Below are 18,362 nucleotides of genomic sequence, written 5' to 3'. Positions count from 1 at the left end.
CAAGGTGGTCCCATGCTAGTGGCAAGCAGGTGGTCCCATCACCCTGGCAAATGACACCGATTGGGGTGCGTCCCATGCGGCGGCGATCCGCCGAGGGCTCGTGTGTCGCAGGCCGCGGTGGTGGATGCGCTTCGGCGGGCAGCGTCTACTCCCCTGCGTCGAGATCGTCGAAGTACCCCTTCAACGCTGCAGCGATCAGGTGAGCTCGTGATGCCGCACCGAACCTTGTCTTGAGGTCGTCGATCACGTCGAAGTCAGTCTCTCGCAAACGGAAGGTGACTTGGGATCCATCCTCGTCACGTGACGCTTTCTCTCTGATACCTCGGGCTGCGAAGATTCCACCACCGATTCGGCCACCGGGGAAGAGTAGTTCGGCGAGCTTGAGATGGGTTGCCTCGATAGCCACGATGAAGACTTCCCCGTTGGTCATTCCGGATGTCTCTCGGTGGGCGACCAGTTTCGCCTGGATGGCTTTCGGAAGTCGGACACTCGATGTCTTAACGTCGCCGTCGCCGTAGTCGGCGTATTCCTCGTCTTGCGGATCACGCGGCGGTGGTGGAGGTGAATATGTCTGCTCGACTGCGCGGCGAGCCCCTGAGGTGCGGAATTGGTCTGCGAGGCCTCTGTGGGTGGCCTGGTTACCTGGCTCGTTGGGCTGGTTCACCACGGGTGTTCTCCAATCGTGGATTGCGGGGTCGTCGTGGTTGCGTTCGGTGACCTGCGTGGACACTGATCTGTTCTACCGGCGACTATGGACAGCAGCGCATGCTGTGTTATCGCGCTAGGTATCGCCCCTGGTGTGTGTTGCAACGATCTTCGCATGCCATTGCTACTACACATAGCAACTTGCTTCACACCGTGACGTAAGGGGCATAGATGCGGTGATTCGATTCATGTATTGCTGAAAAAACTCCGCATCAACGTTTCACACACTGCGTACCGTAGGCGTATCGGTGCCGTCCCAAATGCTAGTAGGCGTCGAGTGGGTGCTGGTTGGTTAGGGTGTGGCTGGGTACTGCAAGTCTTCCGGGAGCTTGTTCAATGATTATAGGTACGCGTTTGGTACGCGTTCAGGACGTGTTGTAAGTGTCATGAACTGGCGGTAGTCGGCCTACTCACTGCCTGTATATATTGTTTCAATACGGTTTCGTCGGGGTTTGGTTGCAGTTCTGCATAGCTAGCCGCCACGCTGCGTGACAGGTGTCGTATCTGGTGCGATCATGTCAATCATGACGGCACCTGACCGAGAATCCGATGCTGGGCCTCCCGCCCAGTGGGTTGATGATCTGCGTTGGCATCGGTCTCAATATCGACAGAGCCGATTTCAATGGTGCGCAACCGAGGCGTTGTTGGCTGCTACCGAGTTCACCCGCGGGCGGCAGGAGTTCACGACCGTTCGGGATTTGCGCGATCTCGCGGGCTACAAGCGGGTTGCCGGCGATTACTCGATGGTCTGCCAGAGAGCTCTTGGGGATGCACTGAAGGCCGCGCGGCGGCAGCTGAGCCCTCGGGATTGGGCTCCTGTGGCCACCGAGTTGGACTTGACCGTCCTGGAGTGCGCATCGAGTGCTTTCGTCTCGACGTGGTCGGATCCGCAGGAACGTACCAACGCGCAAGTCGTCAGAGTGCAGCGGATTGTCGATGGACTTTTTTTCACGAATCCGTTGATCAGGTCGTGGGAGTTACAGCAGTTGTGGCTTCTCTATGTCGCGGCGGAAGGTTTTCTCGAGGACACCCTGGTCGATCTGGTGGTCGAGCTCCGAGGGTCTCGACGTGCGGCCGACCTTGCTGATGCTGTTGGGTTGCGGTCGGTGACCAGCTTGGATTGCATGATCGAGGAACAGCGACGTAGCCGTGGAGAGATCGGCGATCCGCGGCGAACGCCAACTCAATACCGCGCGTATCCCGCTAGAGAACACGCATCGAATCACGCACAGTAACCCGCATAGAAACAGGCGTATGGGCACGTAGTCGTTGCATGGTCCGGTGTCGCACTTGGTCCAGCAGTCGGCTTTGTGCACAGTCCCGCATTCAAACCTGCTCAGCATCACGGATGTGTTCCCGCTCGACTGCCTGTGCGGCTACCTGCTTGGTCCACCTTCTGTCGACCTCCACTTGAACCCGCATCAGGACAAGCCTTCTGCGCCGCAGGATGATCCGTATTGGCATCAACATCACTGCACGCAGGTGCATCAAGAAGTGTTCACGCAATACAGCCCTGTCTACCGCCTCGCTCGCTCGACCACTCCCCCGCCTCCGACGCGACCCGTAGTTCCACCAATCTATGAATCAGCACACCGTCCTGCATGGCTACCAGCACGTACATACGTGGAAAATTCCGTACTCAGGCAAGTTGCTCGACCCACATCTGACCACGCAGTGCCGCTGATACTTGCTCACGCATTACAATCCGCATATGGACCTATTCATGGTCACGCAAAACAACCAGCAATCAATCCTGCATAACAAGCGGCAGAACGTCATGCGTGTTGACACGCTGGTATAACTGCCGCACCTACGCGTGTGGAACTACGTGATGTCCTTCATGTTTACCAGCAGCATTACGCGCCGGTTCTACAACGTTGGAGTCAGCAGGTTCCCAAGCATGAGAACCTGCTTGGTTGCTTGCCGTTTTGTCAGCGTTGAATCACGTCTGTAGCTAGGCGGCATATCATGCGTGTCACGACGCACGTTAGAACGCGAGTTTCTACGCCTGGCATCCTGCGTGCTGTCACGCTGTTACGACTACGTCACAGTCCGCAGGTTCCTGCGCGTGGTGGCGGGCGTGTTGTCCAGTGTGACTGTTAGCTTTCCTGGCAGACCAATCGTCACACGTCCACACAGGGGAGAAAGTCTCCATGGCTGTAAACACATTCAACGAACCCAAACTCGAACCACTGTCGGTCGGAGTTTTCAACGGCAAGGGCGGGGTTGGCAAAACTACGATCACTGCGAACGTCGCCGGGCTCGCTGCCGCCGCTGGCTCCAGAGCTCTCATTATCGACATGGACCCTCAAGGCAATCTGTGCCGAGACCTTGGCTACGAACCCCGCGACGGTTCCGAGCTTTTCAGCGCATTGCTTGCCGGCACGACGCCACCGCTGATCACCAATGTCGGCGGCCGGGAAGGTCTCGACGTCGTGCCCGGGGGAGCGGCGCTGTTCGATCTCTCTGCTGTCATGATTTCGCGGCAGCAGCGCAGTACCGGCGCCACTCTCGGCGAAATGTTGCTGGCCTCAATTCGCTTCATCGAGCACGACTACGACCTGATCGTCTTCGACACCCCTCCTGGGGACCTCGCCATCATCGATGCTGTTATGGAAATTGTCTCTGCAGTGGTCATTCCAGTGCGTCCCGACGACGCCAGCATCGACGGACTCGAAACCATTGCAGCGCGATTCCAGTACGCCAGGGAAGGGGATCCAGTGCGGCGGATCCCTGCCGCAAACTCCTTTCTCCAGCTCGCGGGTGTTCTGCTGTTCGGTGTCGGTTCTCGATCAACGAAGCTGGAAGCGCAAGTGCGAGGATCCATCGCTGAGATCATCGGAGATGCGGCTCCCGTGTTCGACTCTCGAATCCGGTACATGGAGTCGACCGCGTACGACGCTCGACACCGCGGACTGTTGATTCACGAGTTGGAGATCCGAGCAGAAGATTCCAAGGTCGAGAGGTTTGCGGCGTTGCGACTCGGACACAAGATCCACGATGCGCTGCTGACCCGAAACGCATCCGGCCTGGCAGAAGACTTTCAAGATCTGACACGCGAGATCCTCATTCGCCTCTCTGAACTCGCCGAGCTCACGGAACACGCACGGCATCAGGCCGAACTCGCCGAACTTGCAGTGCAGCAGGCCGACCAACTAGGGGAACAGGAAGTCTCAGCATGAGCGAAGGCGCAAGTGAGGCACCCGTGCAGCGCAAAAGCCTGGCTGGTTCATTCGGCGGCGGGACTCAAGACCGAGCCGAAGGGCTCAGGGGACTGCTGCCAACTCGATCGACGCGCCCTCGCTCAGCACCGGTGGAACCATCACCGGTTTCACCAGCCGCAGCACCGCAGCAGCCCAAGCAGAGAGAAGTAGCGCGACCGCCTGCACAACCAATCGCGGCGGCGGTGAAGCAACCAACACCGTCACCAGTTGTGAGGCGTGCTCGCCCACCCGTTGCGGAGCCCGCACCGATCGTCGCGGTCGACGAGGATATCAACCTGAGTGCAGGGACGATCGTCAGTGTCACTGCATATCTCGACCAGAGCACTCGGACAGCGTTGTTGACGCGGGCATCCGAAGGTGAATGCGAGCACTCCGATGTTGTCGTCGCAGCGTTCGACTCAGTGGGATCCGGGCTGGCCGCCTTGTTCAAGCCGACCGTCGGTAGGTCTGCTTCCGGAATGCCGATCCGACGAGAAGTTCCGCAGGTCAAGGGTGGAATCGAGACCTGGTTCCGATTTACTACCGATCAACGTGACTGGCTCGACGAACAACGTAAGTCGGTGGGCGCAAAGTCGCGGAGTCACCTCCTCGCCCGGCTTCTGGCTCACTATCTTCAAACGAACTGAAACACCGCGGATCTGACGAACGCGCCGAGTTCTGCAACTCGGCGCGTTTGTCGTCAGCGATCGTCCGGGGATACCGCCGGACTCGCACGTAGGTCCATAGCGAAAAAGTGTTGCAGTTTGAGTTGACGACTTTGTTAATCCCAGAGCGTCGAGAAAGTCGGCGAGGTTGTGAACTGCGCCGTAACTGGCCTGGACGTCGCGTATGTCGGGTGAAGCGCCTTTAGGGCGGGTTCCGCAAAGTTGGCGAGCTAGAAAATGCAGGGTTGTGCGGCGCCGGGCCGGCGGCGATCGAGGCGGTAGCAGCGATGTGGAACTCGTCCAAGGTGTCCAGCACGCTAACGAGGTCGCCGAGTGCGCGCGCCCTCTCCGGACTGGCTGACAGACATAGTTCATTTCGACATCGTCGACGCTGAGTCGAACGATTGGAAACCGGATATCTCGTCGGTCACGCTGGTGGGTATCGACTATCGGCACCGCCGTTTTTAGCGCTTCTGCGCGTCTTTCACCTTGCTCCCCACCTTGCTCCCCACCGTGCTCCCCACCAGTGTGGGGAGCAATTTATCCGCTTTGACCTGCGGCTATGTGTTGCTCCCCTTGCTCCCCACTTTGTACGCGCAAAGTACGCGTAGAGAGATCGGGTTGTGACGTCTTTGAAGTTGTTTCAAGTCGTGGATTTCGACATTTTCGGGTAGCGCGGTTCGACGGTGATGGCTGCTGTCCATACCTGGGGTGAAGCTGCGGGTCGAAGTTTTTTCGTCTCCCCTTTCACACGGGGTGCGGCGGATGGATCTTCCTCGTTGTAGAGAGCTTGATTCGAGTTGCGGAGGGAAGTGCGATGGGCGACACACCGGCAGTGCTGTGTTCCCGTAATTCGAATCGGATTCGCCCTAGGGTTTGCTCATGGCCAGGGAGCACAAGGGAAAGCGCGGGCACATCAACACGCGTGCACCGCTCACGCATCACAAGACCTACCAAGCACGAGCAGATGACCTGGGCTTGGATCTCGGGGACTACTCAGTGCTCGTCATGGCGCGCGCGCATGGGCTTCCCGTGCCCGACTACATCGCCAGACGGGTCGATACCGACAAGTTGCTCAGACATGACGAGCAATATGCGCTTGCTCTTACTCCGGACGGCGAGCTCGCGGAGGCGATCGGCGCATGACCGTGCCGTAGACAACGAAAAACCCCCATCTGCTTTGGCGGCCGGAAGGGGGTCTCTCGTTTCGATGTGTCACCGACTGGGGCGTTGCCCGGTGGTGATTTTGTACCAACGATCAGAAAGGGACTTCGTCTCGATGGCGAGAACATTCACCAACAGGGGGTCGTGGTGACGTTCGCTGCCATCTTAACCCGATCGAGGCGGTCCTTTCCGTACATCTCACCCGACGTGTCTGGGGGTGATTTGTGACGCAGCCTGCCTCACGTGGGCATATGTCCTCTTTCGACCGAGTTCGGGACGCGGTCGACCCGACAGGACTCAAGCAACGCGGCACCGACCGCTTCATGGCACGGTGCCCGATTCACGCCGATCGCGAGGCGTCGCTGTCGGTGCAGTGGCGTATAGGTTCCGGCGGATCCGGAATGGTGCTGCTGCATTGCCACGGCTGCCATGGTGCGCCTGCTGAGATTGCCGATGCGCTTGGGCTGTCTATGTCGGATCTTTTCGACGAGCCTCTGCCTGCTCGGGCTCCGCTCGACCGGGTAGGCCGATCGTCGGCAGCACGGGTCAGTGGCAAGCGGCGACCCAAGGGTGGTCGACTTCCTGCGTTGCTTGCAGCGGTTGATGCGGCTGCCGACGACAGTGCGGTTCATGAGTGGGTTCAGGTCCGCTCCTATCCCTACACCGAAGCCAGTGGCCGGTTGGTGCAGGAAGTTGTCCGTGAGGAATGCACGAGTTGCGGATCGCGGCACAAGACGTTCAAACAGGCGTATTTCACTGCGACCGGAGCACGCAGGAAGCAGAAGCCGGCCGAATTCGAACCGGTGTTGTTCCGGATGCCGCTGTTGGCGACCGCAATTGCCGAGCAGCGGTCGGTGTGGATCATGGAGGGGGAGAAGGATGCCGAGACAGCTGAATCCCTCGGTCTTGTCGCGACCACCAATGTTGGTGGTGCGCTGTCTTTTCCGGAGTCCATGGCCGGCTTGTTCGATGGCGCGGATGTTGCCGTCGTCCTCGATCGCGACGACGCCGGGTGGAGGCGTGGTACCCATCTAGCTCACTTGTTGGGCTCACACGGTGCGCACGTTCGGCTGTTGCTTCCCGCGACCCTCACTCCGAAGAGCGATTTCACCGACCACGTCGACGGCGGTCTGTGGGATGAGTCGGCTCCCTGGGGTGGGCTCATCACGGTGGACGCTCGTGAAGTTCTGACCCATGCGAGTGCGGCCGATGTTCGTGAGAAGCAACGCATGGTGGAGCAGGCTCTCGAGCAGACCACGTTGCGTAACGAGCTCCTCGCTGGCATGGATCCGGAGTCGACGGCTGCAGCCGAGGAACGGGCGCGCGTTACCCGGTGGGCGGTGGAAGCGGAACGACGTTTTGAACCGCTCGGCGAGTTGGTCGATCGAGTGCGCCATAATGCGGCCGAAGCGGGCACCGAATGGGCGGGCGAGGCCGTCGACGATGCGACCAATTTGTGGCGGTCGGCGCAGGTCGCCGCGCGGGCCGCTCACGAGATCGCCGGCATGGCGATCCCTCCCGCGCTGCAGCAATCTCCCGTCGAGACCGAGCAGGAGCCCCCCGATGCGGGGGAGCATGCAGAATCCTGTGGGGCAGAGGAACATCCGGATTGGGCTCGCGCGGATGTGTTGGTCCGCGGAGGTGGTGAGACTGCAGACCTCGGAGTTCGGGGACGTAACGTCATCGCTCCGGTGTATCGCCACATCGACGGCAATCTTGTCGAGATCATCACGACCAAGGATGGTGACCAGAAAGCGAAGCTGGTCCTCGGGATCGATGCACGGATCGTGGAAATGGAATACCTCGAGGTTCCCGACGCGAGCCTCGACGTCGATGAGCCCGTCCTGATGGGCCGGGAAGCGATGACCGGTCAGGTTCAGGCGAATCCGCCGGCGACCGAAGAGCTGACTGCGGTGGTGATCGGATACCACCATCCCGACAGTGGAGAATTCGAGCTTCGGCGCATCCCAGCCAAGGAGTACCGTGATTGCGGTTGGGTAGATTCACTGCCAGGTCCGCCGGCCTACGATTCTCGTCCAGCTGGTGTGGCGAAGCTGCGGGATGCGCTCAAAGGCGCTGGTGGACCGTTTATTCGGCGCGTCATACGGTTCCGTTCGACCGGATGGCGACGCGACGAGGCGGGGTGCTGGTTCTTCGTGCACGCCGGAGGTGCGATCAGCGCCGAGGGTGGACGGGTGGCACCGGTGTTGCTGACCGGTCCGCTGCGGATGTTCGATCTGCCGGCGCCGATCGCGAATGCAACTCGGATCCGGGAAGCGTTTCTCGGTCATTCGGGTGCGATGTTGGAGCAGATTCCAGGTCGGGTGTCGGCGTCGTTGTTGGGTCATGTGTATCGCTCGGCGTTGGGTCCGAATCCGTGGTTGCTGGCGTTGATCGGATCGCCGGGTAGTTACAAGACGTCGATTGCCAGTTTGGTGATGCACCACTGGGGTGAGAAGTGGGATCGGCGACGTCCGGCGACGTCGATGTCGGGCAATGGTGACACGCTGAATGCGTTGCGTATCAAGTTGAATGCGTCCAAGGACGCTTTGTATTGGGCTGACGATGTCGCGCCGACTCGTGATTTCGGTACGGCACAGAAGTCGTTGGAGGAGTTCGCGCGGCTGGTGCACAACGGGGAGCAGCGGTCGCGGTCGACTCGTGACGGTTTGGGTGTTCTGGATGGAACTCCGCCGCGGGCATCGGCGATGGTGACCTCGGAAGTCATGCCGCGGCCGGGTTCTGGTGCACAACGGATGTTTGTCGTTCCACTGCAAGCTGCGGAGATCGACCTCGACGTGCTCCGTAACTTTGACGACGAACTGTCCCGGCACGGTCGAGCGTTGTTGATGGCGAGTTTCTTGATGTGGTTGTGCCCGAAGCTCGACGAGGTCCGGGCCGAGGCGTTCGCCGAGGGGGAGCGATACGCCGACGATCTGCGCGCCGGAGGTGAAAGCGTTCGCCAGGCTGACGCGTTGGGTGCCTTGTGGGCTGGTTGGTATGCGATGACACGGTTCTTGACCGAGGTCGGTGCGTTGAGTCAGGACGAGGCCGATGAGGTCGGCGATCTGGTGACAGTCGGTTTGGGTGATGCTGCGGTCGCGGCGACGGATCCGGATATGCCGATGCGGACTGGTGCACGGGTGCGGGAGTTGTTGGCTCACGCGCTGAACTCGGGACTTGCCTACGTCGACGACGTCGAGACCGGTGGCATGCCGGAGTGGCCGTTGGCGAGTCGATTGGGTTGGCGCCGCACTGTTTTCGGTACCGATGCCACCGGACATCCGCGCTATCGCGAAGAAACACGGGGTATCCGTCTCGGATTTGTCGTTGCCACACCGCGTGGCGACGGTGAGGCGGAATTGTTGATGGACTCGACCGCACTCGAGCAAGTTCTGAAAGCTGCTGGGGGGTCGATGACCGATGCCCCGCAGTTCGATCGCGGAACTGCACAGCGCGCGTTGTACGACGAGGGCATTCTGATCGCCGAGGAACGTAAAGGCGGCACACCGCGGTACACGGTGCAGCGGCAGATTCGCTGTGAAGATCGGCGTCAGCGGATGGTGGCGCTGCGACTGAACCAGCTGCTCGGCGGCGATGGTGCCGATCCGTCTACCCCGGGTGCCGGGATGCTTCCACTCCCTACCGGTGACGACGACGGTGCCGGCGCTGCTGTCGAGCAGGAACAGAGTTTGTTCGATTCATGGCTGTCTGGAGTGACGCGCAGTCCAGAGTCCGCAGTACCGTCAGAGGCAACGTCCACCAGTGGTGAGCAGAGTCTGACCAACTCTGCTGATGAACAGGAGCTTCCAATGGGTAGATATGACGATGCCGAGGGGCATTCCGCAGAGGGGCAACATCTTTCGATCGTTCAGACGTGCCTCTTGTGTGGCAACGACAACGCAGGCTGGCAGTTCGAAGGCATCCCGATGCATCTGCCGTGCTGGTGGAGCAGCACCGCGACGTCGCGTGCTGGCGCGATTAGTCACTCGACGAGCTCCACCGCTGGGGAAGACGTTGCGGGGGTCGAGCCCGACGCCGAATTCGATTTCCTCGAGCCGGACTCCGATGCCGTCGACATCGACGGTGACATCGCCGCGTTAGCTGACGACGTCGACACGGTCACGGTACCGACGCAAGCAGTTATCGCCGTACCCGCAGCCGAGATGGAACCGCCGACCGTGAAAACGGCGCCGACAGCACCACGCAAAGTACCCGCGGGATCTGCAGCAAAGTGGGAGTACTCCGCTGCCGCTGCGGTTCTCGACGTCGACGGTGTGTGGATGCCTGATGGAACACGTCATGAGCTTCCCGAGCAGTTCACTCACGTCGGTCATGTTGCAGACCTCGTGCCCGCACTCAATCTTGGTATGTGGAAGAACGATCGGTGGACCACACCTGGACAGATCTGGGTGACTGATGCGATGGCGCAGCATTTCGGAATCGACACCGGGAGCCTCGGCAAGCGGAACCGCAATGAGCGCCTTCGTGAGCTGACCGCCGAATTACCTTTCGTGACCGATGCTTTGGCTGATGGATGGCAGCTCGGCGGTAAGCCCGGTGATCGGCTGGGGACGTGGACGCGCGCGTGGCGCGGAGAGTCTCGCGGTGTGTGGATCGCGTTGGTACCAGGAATGAACGCCGACCCGGGGGAGATGCCGATCCTGAGCGACAGCCCGACGCCGCCGACGTTGGCGCGACGGTTGTCGTTGTTCGCCTCCGCGTTGGGGTTTCCGTGGATGATCAGCCCCGCAGCGACGGGTGTCGACCTGATGATCGCGGCGCGACCGAAAGACTGGAAGCGAGAATTCAGTTCGTCGGATCCGGAGTTCGCCAAGCAGTTTCGAGTGTTCGAGGGTGACTTCGATTGGTCCCGCAAGCCGACTGACGCGGAATTGTCGTGCCGTTACCTGCATGCTTATGACCGCGGCGGTTCCTACGCTGCCGGCATCGCCGGTCTCGAACTTCCGATCGGAGAGCCTGTCCACCATCCTGACGGGATTGCCTTCGACAAGAAGCTGCCGGGGTATTGGCTCGTCGAGGTCGGCGAACCTGGTGACTGGCGATACCCTCATCCGTTGAATCCCATGGGGCACGCCACATCCGAGGCGAAATGGGTGACGACGCCAACGTTGGAGCGTGCCGCGGCACTCGGTCATGAGCCGGCCATTCTGGAAGCGTGGGTGTGGCCAGAGCACGGCCGGGTCCTGGTGCCCTGGTACGAGCGGATCCGCGATGCCCGTACCGCTCTCGATATCGACGACGTCGATGCGCAGCTGGCTCGATCGCAGAACAAGGTGATGTACACCCACACCATCGGCATGCTCAACAGCCACCAGTTCCTCGCCGGCCAGAACGGCTACTCACCGGAACGGCACTTCCACATTGTCGCCAAGTCGCGGGCGAACATCTTGTATCGGATCGTGCAGATCGGTACCGACACTGGGCACTGGCCGGTGGCGGTCACAAAGGACACGATCATCTACGCCTCCGACAATCCGGATCCGCACGCGAGTTGGCCAGGGGAGCAGAAGCAATACGGCCGCGGTTTCGGGCAGTACAAGTGGGAAGGCTCCGCGCTGCTGGCTGATCATGTGCAGCATCTGACCGGACTCGGGTACCGCGGCAAGGACGAGCTCACCGAGGGAGTACTCGACGAAGCTGTGGTCGTCGGCGGTGATCAGTAGTGGCACGACGGTCCATTCCGACGAGGCTCTACCGCAAGATCGCCGACAGCATCTCCGACTACGGGTCGATCGTCGACAACAAGATCAACCTTTCCGAGGCCGCAAAATCACTCGGAGTGACCGTCGGTGCGGTGCGCGAAGTGTTCACCCGTGAACGGGCGAAGATGTCGGCGACGATTTTCGGTGGTCTCACTCAGCAGATGTCTCGTGCTGGTGCGGCATTTCCGACCCCGACTGTCGACGTCTCCGGCACCGCGGCAACCGATCGCGAAAGTCTGCGAGCCCAGCTGCTTGCTGCGTACGGGCCCGGTAAACGCAGCGCGATCAACACCGCGGCCGCTGCGAAAGATCTCGGCTACACCAAACGCACCATCGACCGGTGGATCGCACCGGAAGGTCGACAACGGATTTCACACCCTCGACCGGACGCGTTGGCTGCGGTGGCGAAACGTGCCCGGCAAGCCTCGACGACAAAGGCCGGCCGAGTGGCGGCGATGCAGCGAGTTCGTGACAGCAAACAAGGCAAGGGCTTGGCCAACTACGGCGGGAAACTCGCGATCGATGCGGTGCAAGGCCCGCTGAACTACGAACGAAGCCGGTTGATCACCCTCGACCTGGCGCCGGATCAAGTGCAGGCGATGTGGTCTGCCTACGAGAACGGTGGCGACAAAGGACTTTTGGGCTGGCTCAACGGACGTGGCCAGGACTATCTAGGCGGCTGGAGTTTTAAACAGGTCGATGACCTCGACCTGCGGCCGTGACCCGCACCGCTGGTCCACGGTGGACCCGAAAGCGACTGGTAGACATGCTCGGTCACTGCTACGGATTCACCCCGCGCGGCGCGGTCGATACCGCAGCAGTGGCTGAGCATCTCGCAGTGTCACAGCGGACCGTTCAGCGATGGATGCGCGGAACCAATCGACAGAAAGCGGCCATCCCTGCACATCGGCTGCACGAGCTGCTTCGCGCACCGGCCGAGACCGAGCTACGTAGTCGCCAGCAAGCCGAGTACGCACGTGAAGCAATCATTCAGCTCGCTCTGCCGAGAGGTCGGGGAGTCCTACCTGCATGGCGGAAGCAGGGTTGGTTGGAGCCACATGTTGTCACCGTCATCGAGATCGTCGGCCATCCCTGGCGGCAGGTGGTGGTGAGCAACGGCAAAGCTCGCTCGATCGCGGAAACCAAGCGCCGCGGCACCCTCGTCGACGTAGCGAGGGTGCCCACACGATTTCACGCCGTTGTGCTCGCCCATGAAGTCATGGAGTCCGTGACGCCGTGGCGGGTGCATCCACTGCCTCGAATACTCGCTCAAGGCCGCACACAGGTGTGGAGTCGAGACGCGCCGGCGGTGGATCTGTCGGTCATTGCAGTAGCGAAAGGATTGAGTTAACGGTTCCTACGGCTGAAGCTGGAGGATTTCAAGCTCGGACCGCATCCACAACCACCCCGAAAGGAGCTGGCAGCGAATGTCTTACATCGTCAACACAGGTGTGGCCCCGTTCTGCCACAGCCAGAATCACTCTGGCAGCGTTTCGGTCTCGGCTGTCGGTATGTCCGCAGCCCGAGCACCGAAAGATTCGTTGCGCGAGTTCGAGGCGCTGCTTGGTTCTCGCGAAACAACTCGAACACGTCATCGTCGTGTACGCGGGCCGCACCATCACCACCTTCCGGCCAGCCCGCAAACCCCGCTCGATCAGTTCCCGTTTAGCCGCGCCGATCGCAGCATCCGCTGCTGTGCGAGCCATCGTGGACTTGGTCAGGAAGACCGGCTTGAAGTCCTCGACCGCAATCAGGTCATGCGCGGCGACCACACGTTTGGCCCACACCCGCGAATCATGCGCGGTCTGGCGGGCGGCTTTCTTGCCGACCCGAGCGGCCTCACGCTTGGCGCGCTGGTAGCCCTTCGACTGCGGTCGACCCCTGGATTGTGCGCGGCGGGCCATCTTTCGCTGCGCCGTCGCCAGCTCCGCAGCACTGCGTTTGCGGTGACCGAGATAGGGCAGGTCGAACGCCGGATCGGATGCGGTGGCCGTCGTGGTGACGCCCCAGTCGATACCGACCCCACCACCGGCATCCGGTGCAGGTTCACCCTCGCGTGCCACGACGAACGACGCATACCAGTCGCCAAGACTGTCCTGATAGACCCGGACACTGCTCGGCACGGACGGCAGCTCACGCGACCACACCACCGGGACCGTTACACCCTTCGCCAGCAGCAACCGACCGTCACAAATGGAGAATCCGCGCGTCGTGTACTCCAACGACGGGCGAGTCACCTTGCGGGCCTTGAATGTCGGTCGCCCACGTCCCTTCACTGTGAACGAATGATTCAGGCTCTGGGCGTAGGTGCGCAGCGTCTGCTGCTGAGCGACCTGCGAACCGTCGCGCAACCAACTGCTACGACGGCGTGCCCCGGTGAGCAGTTTCCCGAGTTTCGCCAACGTCGGCTTGTTACCCGACTTCTGCTGGTGCACTGCCTCGTTCCACAAAAACCGGCAGCGATGCCACTCCTCGACAAGTGCACCCTCGGCATTCGCCCCAGGGCGAAGCCGAAACGTGTACCGCACCGTCTCCACCACACCCCGACCGTAACCGCCGCCACCGACAGCTCCGGGGCGCTACACGCCCGGACACGACGGGGATCGGCTTCCTCCCCGCCCCTGAACGCCGAGGTAATCCACCGAAGGAGCATTCGATGACACAACCGGACAGCGAATCCGCAGAAGCCCCCGACGAGGGCAGTCGTACGGAGCAGAAAGTCGAAGCGATGCTCTCGGAGTTCGAGATCGAACCAACCCGAGAGGGTCGCGCCGCACTCGACGTTTCGTTCAACGACACGGACGAGGACGAGACAGGACTGTGATTGCCAGTGTGGGCCCGACACCGTGGGCGCGGGTCAAAGATCCGCGGCCGCTGCCGGGAGAACAGAGTCCGACTGCACTGGCTCGGCAGCTGCGTAACGTCGACGACGAGATCCTCGGTCGACTTATTCGCGATCACTCCATGCCGCTGAGCGACGACGTTGCCTATCGCCGCAAGTGGAATTCCTTTTGGCGTGCACTCGGATTCGATCCGGAACTGCGCCGGCGGGCCGATGCGATTCTCGACGGATTCCTCGACCTTGCCGAACACGCGCTAGATGCCGGCGACAAAGATGCCGCAGAAACGAAGCGGCTCAATGCGTTCTTCCTACGATGCGAACAGGCTCTCGACCGGATCCTCAAACGAGAAGATTCGCCTCTCGCGTGGGCCGGAGTTGCCGCAGCGCGTTACAACCCGCCGGCGCGGCAAGTAATCGACCAACTCGCCGTCGCGATCGCACAGCACCAACGCGATAGCGACAACGCCGCGTTGTGGACCACATTCGACAATATTCTCCGTGAGATGCTCGGATCTGACGCGGTGCAGGTTGAGATACCGCGCGGCAGGCGACGCCGGACCTCCTCGTAGGGAGGCCCTTTACGTGGATAATCGGCTCGCAACTCGTCGAAGTTTCTAGTCGTTCGTGCTGCCTGTCGTTGGCTCGCCATCGGCATCGCTTCTTTCAGCGCTGGTCGAGCCCGCGGTATCGTTCTCTCTGGCTTCGAGACGAAGCCACTCGGGGCCTAACTTCGCAAGCAAATCGGGTGGCGGCATCTCGGTTCCACCTGCCGCCATATAGACCTCAGCCTTGTCTCGAAAGATCGGATCGACGACCACGACGTCTTGCTCGAAGATCCTGCATGGAAGACTTATCAGGCCTTTCTCCATCATCCATTCGATGACGTGCAACGTCGCTGCCGTCTGGACGATGAGGCGACACACAAGTGGCGCAGCCGCTCGATAGCGTTCGCGAACACCATGCTGCTCTGTCTCCGCAATTCTCTCCCGGTCTGCGTGCACGACATCGCCGTAGATCCACGCGAAGGCCAAGACGTTGTCAGCGAGCGATGGTGTCGGTTCGGGTGCATCTATGCTCTGTCGCTGAACTGTGTAGGCCTGTGCCGTGCGTCCTTTCGAGTCGAACTCTGACCACCCTTTCTTCAGCCCGTTTAGCACCCTGTTGACTTCGTCATCGTCGATATCGCGGAGCATCCAACCGAGGGCCTTCAAAGCGTTCTGGTGATAGGAATCCTCATCGTTAAGTAGCAGTGGCCGAACGCGGGCTGCAGCTGACTCGACTACCTCCTCTGGTGGCAGTCTTTGTGTGACCCAGGTTCCTTCTGCTTCTATCTCGATTGTGAAGTGGACGTTTCCGATCCGTACGAGCTCCTCGTAGTCCTGATACAACGAGTGCGCCACCACACGTCGAGCCCGAAGCACGAAGGCCTCTAGTCGGCGACGGTGACGCTGATCAATCTCTTCGGTGGTGACCTTCGGCATATGTTGCTCCATCCGATTAGTCGAGTGCCGGATACGGTTTGGGGTTCCTAAGCGAATCACGTGCGATCGCACACAGAGTTGGCCGGGGGAGCCTTCAAGCCTTTCCGGAGCCGGCGTCCCCGGCACCGGGTGTGTCAGGGTCGTTTCTGCTGCTAGATCGTCGTTTTTGTCGGTGGTTCGTGGCAGTGTTCGGGGTGTCCAAAAGTTTGTTTGTACGGCGAGTCTGACCAACTCGTCTTGTTCCTCTGGAGGGGGATTGCTGTGAGTCATGTTCGGGTTATTGCTGATTCGCGTCGGTTGGCGTGGGCGTATTTGTTGCGTGTGGCGCAGGGTCCGTGCGCTTCGTTGGTGGCGTTGGTTCACGAGGAAGGAGTGGAGGCTGCTGCGGCGGTTGTCCGGGCCGGTGTGGATCGACGGTTGCCGGTGGAATTGCGTGATGCTGTTCGGCGGATCGATTGCGCTGGTTCAGATTTGGCGTCGATGGCCGCGTGCGGTGCGCGGTTGGTGACACCGGATGATGATGAGTGGGCGGGTTCTCGTTTGTCGGCGTTGTCGGAGTCTGATGATGTGCCGCCGTTGGCGTTGTGGGTGCGCGGCCCTGCGTCGTTGCGTGCGGTGACCGATCGGGCAGTGGCGGTGATCGGTTCTCGTGCGCCGAGTGAGTATGGCGTGACGGTCGCTGGTGAGGTATCTGGTGATCTTGCCGAGCGGAAGTGGACTGTGGTGTCCGGTGGCGCTTTTGGTATCGATACGGCCGCACACAGGGCCGCGTTGGCGGCTGGTCGAGTGACTGTCGCAGTGGTGCCGAGTGGTCTCGACCGCGCGTATCCGTCCGCAAATCGAGAGCTGTTCGACGACATTGCGCGAACCGGGTTGATTATCAGCGAGTTTCCGCCGGAGTTCGTTCCGGATCGGAGCAGTTTTGCTGCTAGTGCGCGGCTGACGGCGGCATTGTCGGCGGCGACACTGGTTGTCGAGGCGGGTTTTCGTAGCGGCAGTGTTGTAACTGCTCGGCGTGCGCGGCGGCTCGGGCGGCCGGTTCTGGCGGTTCCAGGGCCAGTGACTGCGGCAACGTCGACCGGATGCAATCAAATGATCAGAGACGGTGACGCTCAGCTGGTCACGCGGGCGGTGGACGTCATCGACGCAATCGACGCGAGTGCGAGCCGCTGATGCAGTGAACTTGCACCGGTGGGTGGCCTGCATTCTGCTTAGGCCACCCACTGGTGCCGGCGTCCCCGGCACCGGGTGTGCCAGGGGCGTTTCCGCTGATAGATGGACGTTTTTGTCGGTGGGCTATGGCAGTGTTCGGGGTGTCCAAAAGTTCGACTTACAGGCGGGTCTGACCAACTCGCCTTATCCCTTGGGAGGGAATTGTGATGGATCCGATTCGTATCAAGTCGGCGGCTGATGCTGTGGCTGTTGCTGTGTTGCTTGCTCGTCATCTGCCGACCTCGGAGCTCGTGATCTTGCCGAACGGGCAGGGCGCTCCGATGGGCGCAGTGCCGTTGCCGGGGGAGCCTGATGCTGCCGACGTCGATGTTCTCGCAGCCACGTTGCGTGACTTTCCCGGCATTGCGGATCCACTCACTCGAGCGTTCGTTGTGTTCGGCACAGAATCGCAGGCTGCGGTCGTCGCTGAGGCGATCATGCGGGTGATCGATCCGTCGGCATTGTCGCCGGTGTTCGCGTACTTCCAGGGCCAAGCCGTGCAGTGGGACGGTTTCAACACCGCGATCGGTGAGCCGGTCGATCTCGCGACTCATCCTCACGTTGCGCGGGGGTTGATCGATGGCACCGTGTCTTTGTTGACACGCCGCGAACTGTTCGCGGTGTGCAGGCCTGCTCAGTTCGGCTCTGCACGTTCGGAGGCGGTCGCCGATAAAGTGGCTCAGCTTCTGCGCGAGTGGTCCGCAGACGAGCCCACAGCGGTCGCGAAAGCGGTCCATGCCGAAGCGATCGAGCCGCAGCTGAGCGCAGGCGATCATGGGATCTACGTCAGCGAAGGCCAGGCCGCATTACTGGTTGCAGCAGTGAGCGGTGATCTGAGGATCCGCGATGCACTAATGGGTCAGTTCACTGAGGAAAACGCCCGTGAAAACGCTGAAGTGTGGCGCCAAGCGGGAGCATCGGTGCCTGCCGACCTGTCCGGTAACGCGATGGTGCTCTCAGCACTGGCGCGGTGGATCGTCGGCGATGCCGTACCTGCTCGCGAAGCCCTGAATGCGGCGCTCGAATCGACGCCGAACCACTCGTTTGGCAGGTTGCTCGAACGGGTGCTCGACGCCGGTGTCAATCCCCGGATGATTTGGCCGCAGATCCGGGCGGGTCTCGAATTTTAGATAACACTAAAGTAACGGCTGCATTCGCATCGGCACGTTCGATGCGAATGCTGGCTGTTGCTTTCGGATCGCTCGTTTTGGGGCATGCGAATTTGTTTTGGCAAAACGGAAAACATCGATTCGTTAGGTGAGTGTTAGGCCGACGCGCAGCGGAGAGTCGTTGCAGCAGTTGGCATTCGGCTTGCCGCATGCTCGTCAGGTCGGTGGGCGCAGCCCACCGGACCCACCCCGACG

General features: G+C 61.0%; 15 protein-coding genes. 11 read left to right on the top strand and 4 right to left on the bottom strand.

The window, feature by feature from the left end; genetic code table 11:
• Window positions 1-145 precede the first annotated feature (145 nt).
• On the bottom strand, window positions 146-730 hold the full coding sequence (locus ACHIRB_RS31165) for a hypothetical protein (protein ID WP_395118121.1): 585 nt from the start codon (window positions 728-730) through the stop codon (window positions 146-148).
• A gap of 499 nt (window positions 731-1,229) precedes the next feature.
• Here ACHIRB_RS31165 and ACHIRB_RS31160 point away from each other — a divergent pair, with 499 nt between their 5' ends.
• Together ACHIRB_RS31160 and ACHIRB_RS31155 are read left to right on the top strand one after the other, a co-directional pair.
• Window positions 1,230-1,940: a hypothetical protein gene (locus ACHIRB_RS31160; RefSeq protein ID WP_395118123.1), complete on the top strand. Its 711-nt coding sequence runs from the start codon at window positions 1,230-1,232 to the stop codon at window positions 1,938-1,940.
• Between the two features lie 918 nt (window positions 1,941-2,858).
• The gene (locus ACHIRB_RS31155) at window positions 2,859-3,887 is read left to right on the top strand and encodes a ParA family protein (RefSeq protein WP_395118125.1); all 1,029 of its coding nucleotides are present in this window, start codon (window positions 2,859-2,861) and stop codon (window positions 3,885-3,887) included.
• 84 nt (window positions 3,888-3,971) lie between these two features.
• Here ACHIRB_RS31155 and ACHIRB_RS31150 read toward each other — a convergent pair whose 3' ends face one another.
• A complete protein-coding gene (locus ACHIRB_RS31150; RefSeq protein WP_395118127.1) occupies window positions 3,972-4,127 on the bottom strand; it encodes a hypothetical protein in 156 nt (51 codons plus the stop codon).
• Window positions 4,128-4,138: 11 nt separating this feature from the next.
• On the opposite strand from ACHIRB_RS31150, the gene ACHIRB_RS31145 reads away from it, so the two are divergent.
• From ACHIRB_RS31145 to ACHIRB_RS31125, 5 genes are all read left to right on the top strand, one after another.
• Window positions 4,139-4,555: a hypothetical protein gene (locus tag ACHIRB_RS31145; RefSeq protein WP_395118129.1), complete on the top strand. Its 417-nt coding sequence runs from the start codon at window positions 4,139-4,141 to the stop codon at window positions 4,553-4,555.
• A gap of 900 nt (window positions 4,556-5,455) precedes the next feature.
• The gene (locus tag ACHIRB_RS31140; protein WP_395118131.1) at window positions 5,456-5,719 is read left to right on the top strand and encodes a hypothetical protein; all 264 of its coding nucleotides are present in this window, start codon (window positions 5,456-5,458) and stop codon (window positions 5,717-5,719) included.
• A 269-nt stretch (window positions 5,720-5,988) separates the two neighbouring features.
• Complete coding sequence (locus ACHIRB_RS31135) at window positions 5,989-11,424, top strand: telomere-binding protein (RefSeq protein ID WP_395118133.1); 5,436 nt, start codon at window positions 5,989-5,991, stop codon at window positions 11,422-11,424.
• Complete coding sequence (locus ACHIRB_RS31130) at window positions 11,424-12,185, top strand: terminal protein (RefSeq protein ID WP_395118135.1); 762 nt, start codon at window positions 11,424-11,426, stop codon at window positions 12,183-12,185. The genes ACHIRB_RS31135 and ACHIRB_RS31130 overlap by 1 nt, the downstream gene beginning before the upstream one ends.
• Window positions 12,182-12,814, top strand: a complete 633-nt coding sequence (locus tag ACHIRB_RS31125; protein ID WP_395118137.1) for a hypothetical protein — start codon at window positions 12,182-12,184, stop codon at window positions 12,812-12,814. Before ACHIRB_RS31130 ends, ACHIRB_RS31125 begins: the two co-directional genes overlap by 4 nt.
• 28 nt (window positions 12,815-12,842) lie before the next feature.
• On the opposite strand, the gene ACHIRB_RS31120 is transcribed toward ACHIRB_RS31125, so the two are convergent.
• Window positions 12,843-14,003 carry an RNA-guided endonuclease InsQ/TnpB family protein gene (locus tag ACHIRB_RS31120; RefSeq protein WP_395118138.1) on the bottom strand — a complete coding sequence of 387 codons (1,161 nt, stop codon included), beginning with the start codon at window positions 14,001-14,003 and terminating at the stop codon, window positions 12,843-12,845.
• A gap of 116 nt (window positions 14,004-14,119) precedes the next feature.
• Between ACHIRB_RS31120 and ACHIRB_RS31115 the strand changes: the two genes are divergently transcribed.
• Both ACHIRB_RS31115 and ACHIRB_RS31110 read left to right on the top strand, forming a co-directional pair.
• Window positions 14,120-14,287 (top strand): hypothetical protein, encoded by a 168-nt coding sequence (locus ACHIRB_RS31115; protein ID WP_395118140.1) that lies wholly within the window; start codon window positions 14,120-14,122, stop codon window positions 14,285-14,287.
• Window positions 14,284-14,874 carry a hypothetical protein gene (locus tag ACHIRB_RS31110; RefSeq protein WP_395118142.1) on the top strand — a complete coding sequence of 197 codons (591 nt, stop codon included), beginning with the start codon at window positions 14,284-14,286 and terminating at the stop codon, window positions 14,872-14,874. Before ACHIRB_RS31115 ends, ACHIRB_RS31110 begins: the two co-directional genes overlap by 4 nt.
• Before the next feature lie 45 nt (window positions 14,875-14,919).
• Here ACHIRB_RS31110 and ACHIRB_RS31105 read toward each other — a convergent pair whose 3' ends face one another.
• Window positions 14,920-15,693 carry a hypothetical protein gene (locus ACHIRB_RS31105; RefSeq protein WP_395118143.1) on the bottom strand — a complete coding sequence of 258 codons (774 nt, stop codon included), beginning with the start codon at window positions 15,691-15,693 and terminating at the stop codon, window positions 14,920-14,922.
• Between the two features lie 354 nt (window positions 15,694-16,047).
• Between ACHIRB_RS31105 and dprA the strand changes: the two genes are divergently transcribed.
• Both dprA and ACHIRB_RS31095 read left to right on the top strand, forming a co-directional pair.
• Window positions 16,048-16,959, top strand: a complete 912-nt coding sequence (gene dprA / locus ACHIRB_RS31100; protein ID WP_395118145.1) for a DNA-processing protein DprA — start codon at window positions 16,048-16,050, stop codon at window positions 16,957-16,959.
• A gap of 206 nt (window positions 16,960-17,165) precedes the next feature.
• Window positions 17,166-18,128 (top strand): DUF4192 family protein, encoded by a 963-nt coding sequence (locus ACHIRB_RS31095; protein ID WP_395118147.1) that lies wholly within the window; start codon window positions 17,166-17,168, stop codon window positions 18,126-18,128.
• The last annotated feature ends 234 nt before the right edge of the window (window positions 18,129-18,362 follow it).

This window comes from Antrihabitans spumae (genome assembly GCF_043944905.1).
GTDB lineage: Bacteria > Actinomycetota > Actinomycetes > Mycobacteriales > Mycobacteriaceae > Antrihabitans > Antrihabitans spumae.
This window is presented reverse-complemented; position numbering and strand designations above follow the sequence as displayed.